13 protein-coding genes are annotated in these 17,550 nt (G+C 33.4%); 5 read left to right on the forward strand and 8 right to left on the reverse strand.

Going from position 1 to position 17,550, the window contains the following annotated elements:
• Nucleotides 1-45 precede the first annotated feature (45 nt).
• From BJS11_RS03560 to BJS11_RS03575, 4 genes are all read right to left on the reverse strand, one after another.
• Complete coding sequence (locus tag BJS11_RS03560; RefSeq protein ID WP_069994557.1) at nucleotides 46-1,218, reverse strand: M20 family metallopeptidase; 1,173 nt, start codon at nucleotides 1,216-1,218, stop codon at nucleotides 46-48.
• Between the two features lie 121 nt (nucleotides 1,219-1,339).
• Nucleotides 1,340-2,734 carry an MFS transporter gene (locus BJS11_RS03565; protein ID WP_069994558.1) on the reverse strand — a complete coding sequence of 465 codons (1,395 nt, stop codon included), beginning with the start codon at nucleotides 2,732-2,734 and terminating at the stop codon, nucleotides 1,340-1,342.
• A 313-nt stretch (nucleotides 2,735-3,047) separates the two neighbouring features.
• Complete coding sequence (gene aryK, locus BJS11_RS03570) at nucleotides 3,048-5,327, reverse strand: transcriptional regulator AryK (protein WP_069994559.1); 2,280 nt, start codon at nucleotides 5,325-5,327, stop codon at nucleotides 3,048-3,050.
• A gap of 187 nt (nucleotides 5,328-5,514) precedes the next feature.
• Nucleotides 5,515-8,031, reverse strand: coding sequence for an MMPL family transporter (locus BJS11_RS03575; protein ID WP_069994560.1), 2,517 nt, complete (start codon nucleotides 8,029-8,031; stop codon nucleotides 5,515-5,517).
• Between the two features lie 147 nt (nucleotides 8,032-8,178).
• On the opposite strand from BJS11_RS03575, the gene BJS11_RS03580 reads away from it, so the two are divergent.
• Entirely contained in the window at nucleotides 8,179-8,733 is a 555-nt protein-coding gene (locus tag BJS11_RS03580; RefSeq protein WP_069994561.1) for a TetR/AcrR family transcriptional regulator, read from the forward strand.
• A gap of 56 nt (nucleotides 8,734-8,789) precedes the next feature.
• Here BJS11_RS03580 and pruA read toward each other — a convergent pair whose 3' ends face one another.
• Nucleotides 8,790-10,334 carry an L-glutamate gamma-semialdehyde dehydrogenase gene (gene pruA / locus BJS11_RS03585; RefSeq protein WP_069994562.1) on the reverse strand — a complete coding sequence of 515 codons (1,545 nt, stop codon included), beginning with the start codon at nucleotides 10,332-10,334 and terminating at the stop codon, nucleotides 8,790-8,792.
• Nucleotides 10,335-10,669: 335 nt separating this feature from the next.
• Here pruA and BJS11_RS03590 point away from each other — a divergent pair, with 335 nt between their 5' ends.
• On the forward strand, nucleotides 10,670-11,740 hold the full coding sequence (locus BJS11_RS03590) for an acyltransferase family protein (RefSeq protein ID WP_069994563.1): 1,071 nt from the start codon (nucleotides 10,670-10,672) through the stop codon (nucleotides 11,738-11,740).
• A 73-nt stretch (nucleotides 11,741-11,813) separates the two neighbouring features.
• Here BJS11_RS03590 and BJS11_RS03595 read toward each other — a convergent pair whose 3' ends face one another.
• The 3 genes from BJS11_RS03595 to BJS11_RS03605 all read right to left on the reverse strand — a co-directional run bounded on the left by BJS11_RS03595 (nucleotide 11,814) and on the right by BJS11_RS03605 (nucleotide 15,052).
• On the reverse strand, nucleotides 11,814-12,830 hold the full coding sequence (locus tag BJS11_RS03595) for a PTS sugar transporter subunit IIC (protein ID WP_069994564.1): 1,017 nt from the start codon (nucleotides 12,828-12,830) through the stop codon (nucleotides 11,814-11,816).
• 384 nt (nucleotides 12,831-13,214) lie between these two features.
• Nucleotides 13,215-13,778 carry a sugar O-acetyltransferase gene (locus BJS11_RS03600; protein ID WP_069994565.1) on the reverse strand — a complete coding sequence of 188 codons (564 nt, stop codon included), beginning with the start codon at nucleotides 13,776-13,778 and terminating at the stop codon, nucleotides 13,215-13,217.
• Nucleotides 13,779-13,855: 77 nt separating this feature from the next.
• Complete coding sequence (locus BJS11_RS03605; RefSeq protein ID WP_069994566.1) at nucleotides 13,856-15,052, reverse strand: DUF819 family protein; 1,197 nt, start codon at nucleotides 15,050-15,052, stop codon at nucleotides 13,856-13,858.
• 148 nt (nucleotides 15,053-15,200) lie between these two features.
• On the opposite strand from BJS11_RS03605, the gene BJS11_RS03610 reads away from it, so the two are divergent.
• From BJS11_RS03610 to BJS11_RS03620, 3 genes are all read left to right on the forward strand, one after another.
• On the forward strand, nucleotides 15,201-16,622 hold the full coding sequence (locus BJS11_RS03610; RefSeq protein ID WP_069994567.1) for an SLC13 family permease: 1,422 nt from the start codon (nucleotides 15,201-15,203) through the stop codon (nucleotides 16,620-16,622).
• A 116-nt stretch (nucleotides 16,623-16,738) separates the two neighbouring features.
• Entirely contained in the window at nucleotides 16,739-16,945 is a 207-nt protein-coding gene (cwrA, locus tag BJS11_RS03615) for a cell wall inhibition responsive protein CwrA (protein WP_069994568.1), read from the forward strand.
• Between the two features lie 223 nt (nucleotides 16,946-17,168).
• Nucleotides 17,169-17,450: a lactococcin 972 family bacteriocin gene (locus BJS11_RS03620; RefSeq protein ID WP_069994569.1), complete on the forward strand. Its 282-nt coding sequence runs from the start codon at nucleotides 17,169-17,171 to the stop codon at nucleotides 17,448-17,450.
• Nucleotides 17,451-17,550 lie beyond the last annotated feature (100 nt).

The following is a 17,550-nucleotide window of genomic DNA, read 5'->3' on the forward strand; positions in this document are numbered from 1 at the left end:
AACTCTATCGACAGTTTTGTATGGATTCACATCCAGTTATTTTAGTTATTTCAAATAGTTTAATACCGTTAGACCAACTGCTTCTGCAGAAACTCGTAACGCTTTTTCACTAATGATAAATTTAGGATGGTGATGTGGATAAATTGTGCCATCCTCTGGTGCTGCACCGGCATATATAAATGTACTTGGTAATGTCTTAGCATAGTATGCAAAGTCTTCAGATGGTGGTTGAGGTTCACATCTCTCAATACTTTGTATTGCGTCTGTATTGGCATTTTCAAGCGTATCTATAACAAATCGAGTGAACTCTGGATCATTGTACAAAGCAGGGTAGTCATCATGGTAGTCTAACTCACATGTAACACCAAACATTGCTTCTAGTCCATCCGCTAAACGATTCACCTCTGTCTTAATCGTATGTTTCGTTTCATCCGTCAGTGCACGCACGTCACCTTCTATTTCAATGCTATCTTTAATAACATTGAATTGTCCTTTACCATCAAATGAACCAATCGTCACAACGCCAGTTTCAAATGGATTCAATCTTCTTGAAACAATCGTTTGCACTGCGTTAACAAAATAAGCACCTGCTACAATACTGTCATTAGCAGTGTGTGGCGATGAACCATGACCACCTTGACCTTTAATTTTCAATTTAAAAAAGTCTCTGCCAGTTTGGACATTACCTTCACGATAATAGATATTACCCGCAGGCATATGACTCATTACATGTACGCCCAATACATGATCTACACCGTCTAGTACACCGTCTTTAATCATCGCTTGCGCTCCACCTGGTGGTACCTCTTCAGCTGGTTGGTGGATAACGACAACTTTACCATTGAATTCTGATTTTAATTCTATCAGTGTCTCTGCAAGTATAAGCATATAGGCTGTATGTGCATCATGACCACATGCATGCATCACACCCTCGTTCTGAGATGCAAAGTCTAAACCAGTGTCTTCTTGGATAGGTAATGCATCAAAATCTGCACGAATTGCAATTGTCTTCCCTGGCTTGCCGCTGTCAATTGTTACTTTCAAACCATTTGGTCCAATATTTGTTTCGACTTTACAATCTTTATCTTTATAAAATGCTTCTATATACTTAGGCGTTTCTTTTTCATGAAATGACAATTCTGGATGTTGATGTAAATATCTACGTATTTCTATCATACGTGATTCTTTATCTTTCAAAGCGTTAATTAATTTTTCCATGCTAATTCCCCCTACGAAATATATTAACTTAATTACATTATATACCTATTTAATTAAAAATATTTGTTGTGACGTTCCTTACAAATAAAATCGGTATTTTACTTTATCTGAAAATGTTCATTTAGTTTTTCAGTTTTTTTACTGTTGGTACCATAACCATAATAATTATTAATGATAACAATGCCATAAATACATTTAGCCATAAACCTACTAATGCACCAATTTGTACATTTGTCGTACTTGCAACAACTCCAAATAATGCGCCTGATAGAGCGATACCAAATGCACCACCAAGTGATGATGCCATTTTATAAATTCCAGAGGCTACTCCTACTTTGTCTTCAGGTGAATTTGAAATTGCCATATCTGTTGAAGGTGTTGCATAGAAACCTAATCCTAAACCATATAATAAGTATCCAATGATACACACAACCACATATACCATGCTTGGTAAAAATGTTAATGAAACCAATATAATACCTACCATATTGAAAAATGTACCCAGTAACATTGGTTTTTTTGCTCCAACTTTTTGTAGCACTTTTTCACCAACACGAATCATTAATAACACTGTAATTAGGTACGTAATCGACAATAGTCCTGTTTGAAATGCATTAAAACCTAATCCCTGTTGTACAAATGTATTTGCAACTAATAATGCACCAGCAACACCATTCAATAAGAAGTTAGACAATGTTGCACCTGTATATGCCTTATTATTAAATAATTTAAAATCAATCAGTGGATTACCGATTTTATTTTCAACTTTCAAGAATATGATTGTCGCAATTATAAAGATTACAATGAGTCCTAATATAATAGGCGAAGTAAATCCTAGAGCACCACTTTGTGTTATCACAATATTAATACTTAACATCATAATGACAAACAAGATTAAACCAGTATAGTCAAAACGCTGTTTCGTCGTATTTACTGATTTAGTTTCCGGAGTGCCTTTTATTAGAAACATTGCAACTAATGCAATGATAATTGATAAAATAAAAATCCAACGCCATCCTACAAATGTTGAAACCATACCACCGAATAAAGATGCCAATCCAGATCCTCCCCATGAACCAATTGACCAATAACTTAGTGCACGTTGTCTTTCTTTTCCTTCAAAATACGCTTTCATAATTGCCAAAGTTGATGGCATAATTGCCGCTGCTGACAATCCTTGAATAACTCTCCCAATAATTAATAATATAGGTAAATTACTAACAATAATTAATACTGACCCTATAATACTCAACCATAAACCAATGTAAGTAATCTTCACTCTTCCTACTTTATCTGCTAAACTACCTGCTCCAACAACAAACATTCCTGAAAAGAGTGCAGTGATACTGACTGCTATACTAATCGTACCTATATTACTGTTAAATGATTGTTGTAACGTTGGTACTACATTTAATAAAGATTGTGCAAATAACCAAAAAGTAACAACTCCGAGTACAATCCCTAAAATGAGTTTGTTGTCCCCTTTATACGTTTGTGAATTTCCCTGTTGTGTCATTATTGCTTCCTCCTCTATAAATTTTAACTAATGACCATTAGGGAAGATAAGCTTCATTGTAAATGTGAATCACACATTCCCAATTAATTACAAATGCTATCCTCTCTAAACTTAGTCTAGTACTTATCTATATTTGGCTATATGCTTTATTTGTGATTTTTATCACTTAATCATTGTTTATTCCATTTATATTTAAATGATGACAAAAAGAGAAGTGCTTTTTTTGTTATTTTATTAAGTCAGTTTACAGTAATTAGAAAAAACACTTATAAAGCTCTGTGCTCTATAAGTGTTTTTCATTCCAATTTTAAAATTATCGATATTTTTTAAACTCAATAATTTGAACTGCATTTGTCTGCAATTTCAAATAATACGTGATTGCATCTTGTACATTAACTTCACTAACTTCCATCTTTGGATAAGATATACGATTCACATAATCAATCGTTTCCTCATCCATACCATGTCGTGTATTGTAATGTTGCCAGACCGTATACAATGCACCATTATTTTTATCTAAGGTTAGATGCTTAACTTTATACGTTCCTGCTACCATACGTCTCACATTGAGTCGGTATTCTTTATGTGTTAAATATTGATTCTGATCATTTAATACAAAGTAAGGATTATAATGTTCTGCATCCCACATCACAATTTGAAAATGATCATAGGACCCCAACACAATACAATTTTCATTTTGATAAAGCACATCTTTAAGTAGTCTTTTATAAAATGAGCTTGTAAAAAATGCCGGCCTTTTTCCATCAAATTGATGATACAGTTCAATTCCAGTTAACTGGGTGCTGGTATCATTCAATTGAAACTGTTGATGTAGCTCAAAATTCAACCAATAACCAATCATTTGAATCGAATCATTCATCTCAATCAGTTGCTCAAAAATAATCCCTGCTCTAAAGTACTCCCCATTTGTCAGGTGTGTATCACCAGTTAATGTATTCCAATTGAGCAAAATGAACGGAATTCTATTTTGTTCTAACTTCAATGTTTCAACAATCTTATTATATTGCACGAAAATATGGCGCTTTGCCATTTCATACTGTTGGCCTTCTATAGATTTGAAATCGATCATATCATTTTGATTAGCTGAAAAAGCAATGTTATCAATGCAATAATAGTCATTATTCAATATATTTTCCACTTCATGTATTGTGGACAAATGGTCAATATTCACATTTAATACGATTTTCAAATTATCAAAATATTTATTAAACAAGTCTACTATTTTTTTAAATGTCACCTCATCTGTGCATTGAATATAAATAATGCAATTGAGCGCTTCACTATCTGGTAATGCGTTAAATATATGTTCTAAAAAGTAACCCATTTCTTTATAATATTCGTTAAAATTAGTGGCACTTCTTGGTGGTTTCAATTCTATTCCTAATCCAATTTGCTGCGTCATTAAAAAATTAATCGCTTCATCAATCTCCATGTAAGAGTGGATGTTAGGAATAATTTCATCACTTTCTATTTTCGAACGCCTAATATGACCAATTTCAATTGGATCTTTGATTAAAACGTGGTTCACACCCAACAATTTTTTAACTTCTATCAGTTGCTTTCTAACTCTTTGCATTAACAATGATTCTATATACCCAATTTGAATCACATGCTGAAAATGAGAAATTGATTTGTTAGTTTTTGCTAATGAAATATCTAATACTTTTTGCGCATCTGGCGACTGTACAATATCACCAATATTTTGATTGATAAAGAGCGACAAATAATATAAATATGTTTGATATGTAGCATTTTGTATATTATCATCATGAGCGATTTTCTGTGATTTATTTTGATATTTCATCCTAAACTCTGAAGGCGTCTCATTTGTCGATGCCTTAAAATGTTTTAATAATATATTGGAGCTACTAAAACCATTTTTATATGCAATGGTTGTGATGCTTTCATTCGTTTCTACTAGGTCATTTTTACAGTGTTCTAAACGAATGTGATTAATATATTGATTAAATCCCATTTTCTTTTGTTGTTTAAATAATTTTGATAAATATGTCGTACTTAAACCTACTTTATCTGCCATTTCTGTAAGGTTAATATGCTCGGCGTAATGTCGTTCTATATAATCACAAACATAATCTAACCTTTGATCTGTCTTTAAAAGCAAGGATTTTTCTTTATCAATCGTTGGTATATAACGCGTTAAAATAAATACCAAATCTATTAATTGTTGCTCTATGTACAGTTTATAAAACTCACCTTTTCTGATGAACACTGTGCCTATTTTAGCAATTGCATTCACACATTGTTGGTATATAACATCTTGCAATGTATCACGATTTAATATAAATTCTCTATCTTGAAAGTCATACATATATTTTCTTAAATATGATTCCGTTAAACAAATTGAAATAACTATGGCATCCGTATGCTTCAATATTTGATATTGCTCATTATAGTTTATGATAAACACGTCGCCTTTTTGATAGTTCATCACAGTTGCTGATTTACTAACTTTTATCGTACCTTTCAAGATAAGTACAATACGTAAACCTTCACTGACAGCAAGTCTTCCATCAGTATTCAAATTAAATTCTACATCATATAATGTTTTCATATGACACCCCTTTACTGAATCTAATTTAAATAAAATTTCACATTATTACTATATATTATTGAATATTGTTGAATTTTAGACAAAAACAATTACATATTTGTACAAACAAGTTGTATTTTACTACATAAAAAAACGAAAACCACAAAATCAGTTGTTAACTTTGATTTCATGGTTCCGCTCCTACGCTCTATTTGTTTTTAATTTTATACTCGATTAACTCATTCAATTTTCGAATGTTTTCACTTTGTTGCATTAATAATGCATAAATATCTTTATCATTCATTTGTTCATCATCGTCATCATTAGATTTATTTTTTGCTAATTGTTGCGATGACTGCTGCATATCCATTTGATAATCTTTCAGTGCTTGATATAAGAAATCTGTATGCACTGCTTGATGTGCAATTTCATTATATAAAATATGCGTTTTTTCATCTGTATGAATCGTAAATTGTTTAGACTGAGAAGCCTTAGTCTGAGATTGAATACTAAATGAACGATCATACGTTTCATTGGCTACCTGTTTTGAAGTTGATTGTGTACGCGATGAAGGCATTTGATCTTGTAACGCATGCCCTTCGATATCAAATTGCGGTAATATTCTATTTAACCAGCTTGGAATATACCATGATGCTTTACCAAATAATTGTGTCAACGCTGGGATGAGTAATAGTCTAACTACGAATGCATCAAATAGTACACCAAAACCAAGTGCTATACCCATTGATTTGATCATGACATCGTCTTGGAAAACGAAAGCAATAAATACGCTAAACATAATTAATGCAGCTGCCACAACGACAGGTCCACTTTCTTTAATGCCTACTTTAATAGAATGTTCATTATTATGTGTTTTACTATATTCCTCATGAATACGAGACATTAAAAAGACTTCATAATCCATCGCAAGTCCAAATAGCAAACCAATCGCAATTACAGGTAGGAATGCAAGTAATGGTCCAGTTGTATCAACACCAAACAGACTAGACATAAATCCTTCCTGCATGATTAATGTTGTGAATCCTAGCGTTGCTACAAGTGATAGTACAAAACCTAATACCGCTTTTAATGGAATAATAATTGAACGGAAAACCACCATCAATAATATAAACGCTAACGCAACGATAACACCTGCGAATAATGGAATAGCTTCATTCAATTTCTGTGACATATCAATATTAATGACGCTTTGACCCGAAACTTCTGTCTTGAAGCCATATTTATCTTTAGCATCCTTATTATAATCTCTTAAGTCATGAACTAAATCATTTGTAGATTCGGCATTCGGACCTTTTTCAGGAATGACTGCCACTAAAGCATAATCTTTATTTTCACTTAATTGTGGCGGTGTTGCCATGTCTACATTATCCATCTTGTTGATATCTTTTGTTAAAGCTTGTAAATCTCTTTGCAATGCTTGAGGGTTATCTTTTTGGTCTTTGACATTTACAAGCATAGCAATTTGACCATTATAACCTTCACCAAACTTGTCTGAAATAATTTCATAAGCTTGTTTTTGCGTACTATCCTCTGGTTTCATACCATCGTCTGGAATACCTAACCTCATATTACTGATAGGAATTGCTGCTACAACTAGAATAATTAAGCCAATTAATACTGCAGCCAATGGTTTTCCTACTACAAATTTAGACCATTTTGTTTCTACATCATCATCAAATTCAGATTTCGTATGTTTTGGTTTAATTTGTTTATGGAAAATACTAATCAATGCTGGTAGTAATGTTAATGCGCTCAATACCGCAACAAGGACGCTAATTGCTGATGCAAATCCCATTACAGCTAGGAAATCTATCCCTACCAATGAAAGTCCACATACAGCAATGATTACGGTAACGCCTGCGAAGATAACGGCACTTCCTGCTGTTCCTACCGCAAGACCAACTGCTTTGATATGATTCGTTTCTGTCTTCATAATTTGACGATATCTAAATAGTATAAACAATGCATAATCAATACCTACCGCCAAGCCTATCATTACAGACAAGGTTAACGTAACATTGGGAATGTCAAACGCATATGTGAGTAATGAAATAATACCGACACCCGTTCCTAAACCGAGCAATGCACTGATAATCGGCATACCTGCTGCGATAAATGACCCAAACGTTACTAATAACACTACAAAGGCTACGATAATACCAATAAGTTCAGAAGATCCACCCATTTCTGTTGACTCCATACCAGTACCCATAAGTTCAACATTAACGTTATGATCATCTTCTAACTGATTTACTTTATCTTGAACATTATCTTTTGATTTTTGAGTCATCGACGTTGCAGAGACATCATAATTTATATCTGCGAATGCTGTTGTTTTATCTTTACTAATTTGTTTATTTTCATAAGGATCTGAAATATTTTTTATCTCTTTGTCATCATCCTTAATATCTTTCAGGGTATTTTTTATATCTTTTGTTATACCTTGTTTTACAATTCCATTATCGGAATCACTTTTAAATACAACTCTAATTTGTGCTTTTTCACTATCTTGATTAAATTCATCTTCAATTTTCTTATTCGTATCTAGCGATTGCAAACCATTCATGGTAATGTCGTTATCGAACTTAGGCGCACTCACTGTTAAAGGGATAATAATTGCAGCAAGTAGTACAACCCATGCTATAACACTCCACCATTTATGTTTCGCTATAAACGAACCTAATTTATACAAAAATTTTGCCAAACTATTGCCTCCTCAATTAATCAACGTTATAGTTTAAATATACTGTGTAGATTATTTATATACCCAAGATAAACGCTGCGTACTATCAATAAAAGATTTAAATATTCTAATATGTCTATTTAAACTACAGATTAGGAGAATTGTAGAATGAATGAAAAAGATTTACGCGTAATCAAAACGAAACGCGCACTTTCCAACAGTCTTTATACTTTATTAGAAAAGCAATCATTTACAAGCATTACTGTGAACCAAATTTGCAACGAAGCATTAACGCATCGAACAACGTTCTATAAACATTTCTACGATAAATATGATTTACTGATTTATTTAATTACAGAAATCACTAAAGACTTTTTCTCAATGGATATCAAAGAACGCATTAATCATCCTTTTAGTGCTATGGAACAAACATTAAATGATATCGACGAGTTGAAACGTGTTGGCGATAAACAATGCGATGACAGAGAATTCGAACGTACAATTTCCAATTATTTTATACGCAAATTACAAGCAGATATTAAACAAAATGAACACAGACTTTCTGTAGATGCGAACGTGCCACCTGAACTTATTTTTTACGTCTATGGGTCTAGTTTATACGGTTTTCTTGAATGGATTAATGAAAACCATATTGATTTACCAGCCTCCGAGGTTGATGTACTTTTCCAAAAACTGATTAATATAAAAGTACACGATGTTTAAATGTACGTATTAAAAAAGCACCGCGCAAAAATTGCGCAGTGCTTTTTCATCTATAATTAAAACATTTCAGAAACAACTTTTTGTTCTAAGAAGTTTAATAAGTAGTCTGGGCTACCTGTTTTGGCATCTGTACCTGACATTTTGAAACCACCGAATGGGTGATATCCAACAACTGCAGACGTACAACCGCGGTTTAGGTATAAGTTACCTACGTCATATGACTCTACCGCTTCAATCCAATTTTCACGATTATTCGTAATTACTGCACCTGTTAATCCATAATCTGTATCATTAGCAATTTCTAATAATTCTTCGAAGTCTTTGCCTTTAACAAATCCAACAACTGGACCAAAAATTTCTTCTTGCATAATTTGGTCGCTAGATTTAAGGTCAGCAATAATTGTAGGTTCTACAAAGTAACCTGTAGCATCATCTGTACCGCCACCTTGTTTTAACTTACCTTCTTTACTACCAATTTCGATGTAGTTTTTAATTTTATCGAATTGTTTTTGATTAATAACTGGACCCATGTATGTGTTATTTTCAGTGTTACCAACTGTTAAGTTTTTAGTTAAAGCAATAGATTTTTCTAAAACTTCATCATACACATCTTTGTGAATAATAGCTCTTGAACATGCTGAACATTTTTGACCTGAGAATCCAAATGCTGAAGAAACAATTGATTCAGCTGCTAAGTCTGTATCAATATCTTTATCTACAACAATCGCATCTTTACCGCCCATTTCAGCAATAACACGTTTCAAGAATTGTTGTCCATCTTGTACTTTTGCTGCTCTTTCAAAAATTCTAGTACCTGTAGCACGAGAACCCGTGAATGTAACAAAGTGTGTGTGTACGCTATCAACAAGATAATCCCCAATTTCTTTTGGATCACCTGGTACAAAGTTAACAACACCTTTTGGTAAACCTGCTTCTTCTAAGATTTCCATTAATTTATACGCTGTTAATGGTGTATCTTCAGCTGGCTTAAGTAATACTGTATTACCTGCAACCACTGGTGCTAATGTTGTACCAGCCATAATTGCAAATGGGAAGTTCCAAGGTGGAATTGTAACACCTGTACCGATAGGTTTATAGAAGTATTTATTATGTTCGCCTTCTCTATCTAGCACTGGTTTACCATCAGCAAGTTCCATCATTGATCTTGCATAGTATTCGATAAAATCGATACCTTCTGCAGTATCACCAACCGCTTCATCCCATGGTTTACCTGCTTCGTAAACCATTACAGCTGAAATTTCTTCTTTACGGCGTCTAATAATAGCTGCTACGCGAATTAAAAATTCAGCACGATCTTTATGAGACCATCTCTTCCAAGATTTATAAGCTTCATTAGCTACATCAAATGCTCTATCTACATCTTTTTGAGTTGCCTTTGAAACTTCTGCAATCACTTCAGACGTATTTGCCGGATTGATAGACTGATACGTATCTTTAGTGAATTTTTCTTCCCCATTAATAACTAAAGGAATCTTTTGGTTTAATTCCCCTTTGACTTTCTTTAAAGCTTCTTTAAATGACTCGACATTTTTACTATCTGTAAAATCAATGCCTGGTTCGTTATGATAATTAACTACCATTTTTCTACCCCCATGTAAGTTTGTAAATAGAAAACTAAATGGAAAACTTCCATTCTTATTGTCATTGTATAGGTATCGCACAATAAATGCAATCGCTTACATAAACTTTTATAAAAATTAATCGTTTTAGACTTCACTCTTTATTTCTAATATACCATTTATTAAATTTTATATTTATCGCAACTTTACAGAATTATTACAATTAAATTTAATAATTTGTTAAATAATAACGATTACTCCGATAATAGTTATATGATATTCTTAACATTGCAAAATAAATCATTTTTAAAATGATTTTAACATCAAATTAAAAGTACACGCGAGAGGAAACTATTATGAAGACATATACCTCAGTCATATTTTGGATGCGGACAATTGCTTGTTTAAGTATTGTGCTCATTCATTCCATTACCACAACATTTAGTAAAATGGACTTTGTTGGTCATGGTACTACTATCAGAGTAATTCAATTATTGCTTATGTTTAGTACGCCATTATTCGTTTTTATTTCTGAATTTTTATTAGCTAAAAATTATCACGTACAAACAAAACCTGGCTTTTTCAAAAATAAACTTATTTACCTTGGGATTCCTTATATTTTTATCAATATTGGTATTTCAATATTTTATTTTGAATCAAAAACTTTCGAGCAATTTATACAACACTTTGCAGACACGATGTTTCATGGTGGTGCAGTAACATATTTCATCGTTATTATTTTCCAGTTTTATATACTACATATATTTTTTGCTAAATATATTATCAAATGGAAACCTATCCCAGTCATTATCGGCGCTGTAATATTTGCCACATTGTATTGGGCATTTAGACAATTTGCACCACAGTCAGAGAATCCTATATTAGGTTTATTCTGGGAACGTGAAGGCTGGATGTTATTCTTAGGATGGATTAGTTATTTCTTACTTGGTTTTTATTCAGGTATTTACTACGAGACACTCATGGCAAACATAAAAAAATACACGTGGCACATTATCATTGGGGCGGTAGTCGCAACTTCTATATTAATCGGAAATTACTTATTAGGTATCAGTACTTGGGTTGAATCTAAACGCTTTGATATTCCTTTTTATGTAACGATGATTATTTTACTATTTTTCTTATTCTCATCTTATATAAAATATGTACCTAAATTTGTCTTATTTATCAGTAACTATTCATTCTGCATTTATTTAATACATTATTTCTTTGTACATGATTTAGGTTTATTAAGAGCTGATAGTTCCTTAAGAAATATAGCATTTAATTTTATTATTACAGTAACTGTTTCAATTTGTTTAGCTTATGTGCTTAACCTATTTAAATTCGGAAAATTCGTCGTCGGTGGCATCGGGCATATTAAATACGACAAAGTCTATGAAAGCTATCGCCATGGTAAAATGGATTAACTTAAATGTTCACTTAAATATAAACAAGAAACGCTTTGCTACACTTAAAATTGGTGTAACAAAGCGTTTTTTGTTATTTTGCCTCAATGTCTTCTTTAGAGACGATTGGATAATTTTTGAAAAGTAATGAGCATACATAGCCAACAATCAAACCAATCACGCCTACGATTGCCCCATAAATAAAGATCTTAACTGGATCATTAAACCCAAACATCACTAAAAATCCTGCTAATGGTGTAGCTGTACCTGTTGCATCATTAATCATTCCGGAAGATGCAATCACTGCGCCAGCTAATGCACCTCCAATAAAGTTTGCAGTGTAAATCGGCACAGGATTTGCTGAAACAACATCAGCTTGCGACAATGGTTCGATACAAACGGCAATTCTAGATTTGCGATCACCTAACTTTAATTTGTTAAACATTGTTCCGTTAATAAATGATGAAGCAAATGATACCATTGCCGCAATAGCCATTGGCATACCTGTCAAACCTAGTAAAGCAGTCAAAGCCATTGAACTTAGTGGTGCCGTACCAACAACTGTAATGACACCACCCAATATAATCCCCATAATAATTGGGCTTACTTCAGTAGAACTTTGAATAATGTCTCCAATTTTCAACAAAGAATTGTTAACGAGTGGTGTTACACCTGTAGCCACTAACCTTGCTAATGGCGCAATGATGATAATACCTACAATCAAATCAATACCATCAGGCACTTTTCGTTCTGCAAATTTCATTAAATAACCAATCACATAACCAGCTACAAAACCAGGTATCAAATCTAAGCCACCACACGCCGCGGCAATAACAAGTGCATATACTGGTGATACACCGATAGCAAGTGAGACTAAACCTGCTGCTGCGACACCACCTAAACCTCCTGCAGCATCACCTAGATCCCCTAAAAATTTTATACCTAACAAATCGCCACCCACATATTTGTGAAAAGCTTCTACTAAAAAAGTTGCTATAGCCGCATTTGCTAGAGCTCCCATTGCACGCATACCTTTAGGCGCGCGATATGTAAATAGTGTGAATAACGCTAACACTACTATTAAGAATACTGTACCTATGATTATATCCATGTATAAATGCCCCATCTCTCTTCAAACATAATAAGTGACGTCCAAAAGCATTCATATGTATCTATCACATATGTTTACTTAATCATTGCATTTATTATCCAATATACAATTTCACTTATTTTTATATTAACATAAATCCATTTTATATTCCGAACTATTTTATTATTTTGAATTTAAGCTCCGCGGAATATTTTTCGAAACACTTTTAATCATTTTTAATATATTACACAATTTACCTATAAAAGGTTTTTCTATATATCTATGTACCTCGTTTAAAATGAATTTAAATTCAATTTAGTAATTAATATAATAAAAAAGCGTATGCATATGAATGTAGCACTTGTATAATGCTAACTTTCATATCACACGCTTTAAGCTAAGAATTTATTGGTTGTTTATGTCATGTATAGGCTTAGCTGGTGTTCCTAATGCAAGCACGTTAGCTGGAATATCTTTCGCTACGACACTGCCTGCACCTATCACTGAGCCTTCACCAATCGTAACACCAGGTAGTACTACTACATTAGCTCCTAGCCAAACATTTGATTCAATACGAATAGGCAATGCTTGTTCTAATCCATTGTTTCGTGATTGATATTCTAATGGGTGAATCGCAGTGTAAAGACCACAACTAGGACCAATAAACACATCATCTCCGATAAATATTTTCCCACCATCCATAAAATAGCAATCATGGTTTATAAAAACACGTGACCCTAAAAAGATATTATAGCCATAATCTGTTTGAAATGGACTTAACAGTTCTACTGATTGTGGTTCATAGTTCAATAATTTCTTGAGTATTTGATGCCTTTTATCTTTTTCACTTGGCTTAGTATGATTTAATTCAAAACACAAATCCTTAGCTGCCATTCTTTCAGCATCAAGTGCCGAATCGAAATTTGCATCATACCATTCGCCTGCTAACATTTTCTCTTTTTCAGTCATGTTTATCGCCTCCAGTTATTCACTCTAAATTTAATCATCCAGTTCAGTTATTATGCGAAATATCAAGTATCTGTGGTTTATGTCATAGAACTAAGTAATTGATACATTAATGTTCCTGCATAGTTTCCAATGACATAACCTAGCGTACCAATGATCAATATCGGTCCAACTAAACCTGTCCAGCCCTTCCCAATTGCCAGAGCAGCTGCAGTTGTTGGACCACCTGCTGTCGCATTACTTGCTAATAGTATTTCTTCTATTTTAAAATGAAATACTTTCCCTAATAACAAGCTAAGACCTAAATTGAATACCAATATAATTATAACAAAAATGAACAGTAAAGGAGCTGTAGAGATGATTGTCGCAAATGAAGCTGGCGTCCCTATAACTACGAAGAAAATATAAATCAGAAATGTTCCAATTTCAGATGCTCCAGCTAATTTTTCAAAAAAATCTCCCCAAATGGCAACGACAATAAGTGTCAGCGTCGTTAATAACAAATATTGATCTCCAAAAAATGACACAATGACTGTGAATAACATATTACTTTTAGGGACAAATTGTTGTATGAGTTCGGCAGCTTTGAAACTCACTGCAACAAGTGCAATCGCACTAGCTATAGAAAAAGCGATATCAAGTAATTGTATTTTTTTAGGTTGCCAATAAGACTGCTGCATTTCGGGGGAATTTGTTTCGTGATAATCTGTTTTGAAAAACTTTTTAATCCAAGGTAGTGAAGGCATCGCGATTAATAGCATAAAGTATAATGCCATCACACTATTATCAGCCACCACTGCTGAAGAAACTATTTCACTCGGTGTTTCGAACTTAGAACTTAACGCTGCAAAGTTAACACCTCCGCCAATATAACTCCCTGTCATCATTGCACCTATTTTATTTAAATATGGAATCCATTGGTGCAACACTAAAAATGCGACTGTCGTCCCTATCATCGTACCGACAGATGCGATGAAGAATATAATCAGTAAACGTCTACTTTCTTTCCAAATTTTTAATATGTTAGAACTAAACAATAATAATGGAATCGATAACGGAACAACATAATCCCATACTGTATCGTATACTGGCGAACTTGTTGGAATCACTTTAAAGTTAGATAACAACATTGCTCCTACCAGTGCTATAATTGCCCCAGAAATTGTACTTGCCCATTGAAATCGTTGTTCTAAAAATAAACTTATCGTAGCCCAAACAATAATAATTGCCCACAGCACCCAAGTATCATCTTTGGCTATCAATGTGCCTAATATCATATTTGACATCTCCTCTCAATATTTCATTGAATTATAGCTATTTTACCAATATTCTTCATATTTTTTATAATTTTCTGAAAATAAATTGTTTATATGTGAAGAAATTGATATTCTTACTGTTATAGCAACACCAACAAGGGGGATTTTTATGAAACAAAAGATCGGGTTAATTTTAGGACCATTACTGTTCGTTATCATTTACTTTATTCCTGCAATCACAGGATTAGAAGATGCACCAAGAGCAGTACTTGCCGTTACATTATTTGTAGCGACATGGTGGATAACTGAAGCAATTCCTATTCCAGCTACATCCTTAATTCCACTATTTCTGTTGCCACTAACTGGTGGTACCGAAGAAGCAATAGCAACGAGCGCATATGCTGATCCTATCGTCTTTATGTATATGGGTGGTTTCATTATCGCTTTAGCTATTGAAAAATGGAATTTGCATAAACGTATCGCCATGACGATTATTTCTATGATGGGGACAAATAGCAATCGAATTATACTAGGGACAATGATTGCTACTGCTTTTATTTCGATGTGGATTTCGAACGCAGCCACAGCATTGATGATGCTACCTATAGCATTGGCACTGATTCAAGAAATTAAGGGCGCACAATTTTTAAAACCTGAATCTGCGAGTAAATTTAGTAAGGCTCTGCTACTTACGGTCGCTTACTCCGCGTCTATTGGCGGATTAGCAACATTAATCGGTTCTGTACCAAATGCTGTATTTGCCGCAGTAGCTGCTTCAAGTCTTGATAGAAAAGTATCCTTTGCACAATGGATGATTTTCGCAGTGCCATTGACTATCATTCTTTTAGCAGTACTTTATTTCTTACTTACAAAATGGCTCTTTAAAGTTGAAGATGCCGATCAAATATCGTCTGATTTCGCTAAAAAATCGTTACATGAGCTAGGCCCTATGTCTAAAGAAGAAAAACTAACTGGACTCGTCTTCTTATTCGTCAGTCTATTATGGGTCTTCGGTGGTCTATTACCAGAATCCTTACATGTCACTGATACCATGATAGCAATGGGCGGCGCAGTGATATTATTCCTAATTCCTGCCAAATCTAAGAAAGGTGGACTACTCGTTTGGGACGACATGTCCAAATTACCTTGGGGTATACTCTTACTATTCGGTGGTGGTTTATCCCTAGCCGCTGCATTTGAAGATTCTGGTTTAACAAAATGGTTCGGCGGGATGATGGGCATCGTCAAGCCGCTTCCACTGATATTAATCGTACTCGTACTATCTACTGCAATATTATTCTTAACCGAAGTAATGTCAAATACTGCAGTATCCAATATGCTAATGCCAATTAGTATTGGTTTTGCTGCCGCTATAGGCCAAGATCCATTCATTATTATGGCTATTGTAGCCGTTTCATCAACCTGTGCCTTTATGCTACCGATTTCTACACCGCCAAATGCAGCGGTATTTAGTTCGGATGAATTAGAAATGAAAGATATGGTCAAAGCTGGCTTTATTTTAAATATATTCACCATTATAATCATTTCATTCTTTGCATACTTCTGGTTACCTATCGCATTTGGTTTATAACTACACAGTCTCTTATACTACTAAGGTATGATGAGTTGTCTATACTATGGACGCATGTTAAATTCTGAAAAACAGTTTAGAATAATGATATAAACTTATAAAAGGAGTCAATAAATATGAAAATATTATTCAGAGGGGCGATAGCGGTCATATTAATACTCGGTATCGTAAAAACATTTGAAGACTATGACGTTGCTGCTGAGGCAACGCATTACTTTAATCAAGTTAAAAGTGGCGAGGCATTGCAAAGCATTGAAAATATAAATTTTGACGGCTTGAAAAATTTGAATTTTGATAACTTGAACCCTTCAGATTTCTTTTAAAGTTTATAGCCAACTTCTAGTGATTTCAGCATAAGTTTTACAATTAATATCCAAGACAACCTTCAGACTGAAGCAGCGTATTGCTTATTTAAAAGCATGCGTTGCTTTTATTTTTGCGTTAAATTTAACAATATAATAATTAGAATTTTCTGAAATATATTAGTGACAAATTTCATTTACTTTATTATAATATAATTAAATTATAATAAAGGTGGTTTTACATATGAAAAAATTCATCATAAGTTTATTGTTGTTTATCTCATTTGTTTTAAGCACCGTTCCATTAATCAAAGCTGCTACTATTTACGCACAAGGTGGCGTTTGGAATTACGGTATTGGTAGCACTTATGTATGGTCTTACTATAGCCACAATTCTAAAGCACATGCCTCAACAGCAGTTGGTAAATATACTTCTTACAGTGGTAAAACACGACCAGGTATTCAAGCAAGAGCTTCGGCCCCTATAGCTTTTTGGGGAAATCAAACATATTATAAAGTTTATTGATACATTGATATTTTTTATATAAGTTCTATTGATTAAATTCTATTACCATTTAAAAAATGACTATTATTGACTGAAGTATGAAAAATACTTCAGTCTCTAT

It is taken from the genome of Staphylococcus caeli (assembly GCF_900097965.1).
Lineage (GTDB): Bacteria > Bacillota > Bacilli > Staphylococcales > Staphylococcaceae > Staphylococcus > Staphylococcus caeli.

What these genes read in the sequence shown, in the direction of transcription:
- BJS11_RS03560 (WP_069994557.1), bottom strand. Translation starts at nt 1,218, where the DNA reads ATGGAAAAATTAATTAACGCTTTGAAAGATAAAGAATCACGTATGATA.
- BJS11_RS03565 (WP_069994558.1), bottom strand. Translation starts at nt 2,734, where the DNA reads ATGACACAACAGGGAAATTCACAAACGTATAAAGGGGACAACAAACTC.
- aryK (WP_069994559.1), bottom strand. Translation starts at nt 5,327, where the DNA reads ATGAAAACATTATATGATGTAGAATTTAATTTGAATACTGATGGAAGA.
- BJS11_RS03580 (WP_069994561.1), top strand. Translation starts at nt 8,179, where the DNA reads ATGAATGAAAAAGATTTACGCGTAATCAAAACGAAACGCGCACTTTCC.
- pruA (WP_069994562.1), bottom strand. Translation starts at nt 10,334, where the DNA reads ATGGTAGTTAATTATCATAACGAACCAGGCATTGATTTTACAGATAGT.
- BJS11_RS03590 (WP_069994563.1), top strand. Translation starts at nt 10,670, where the DNA reads ATGAAGACATATACCTCAGTCATATTTTGGATGCGGACAATTGCTTGT.
- BJS11_RS03595 (WP_069994564.1), bottom strand. Translation starts at nt 12,830, where the DNA reads ATGGATATAATCATAGGTACAGTATTCTTAATAGTAGTGTTAGCGTTA.
- BJS11_RS03600 (WP_069994565.1), bottom strand. Translation starts at nt 13,778, where the DNA reads ATGACTGAAAAAGAGAAAATGTTAGCAGGCGAATGGTATGATGCAAAT.
- BJS11_RS03605 (WP_069994566.1), bottom strand. Translation starts at nt 15,052, where the DNA reads ATGATATTAGGCACATTGATAGCCAAAGATGATACTTGGGTGCTGTGG.
- BJS11_RS03610 (WP_069994567.1), top strand. Translation starts at nt 15,201, where the DNA reads ATGAAACAAAAGATCGGGTTAATTTTAGGACCATTACTGTTCGTTATC.
- cwrA (WP_069994568.1), top strand. Translation starts at nt 16,739, where the DNA reads ATGAAAATATTATTCAGAGGGGCGATAGCGGTCATATTAATACTCGGT.
- BJS11_RS03620 (WP_069994569.1), top strand. Translation starts at nt 17,169, where the DNA reads ATGAAAAAATTCATCATAAGTTTATTGTTGTTTATCTCATTTGTTTTA.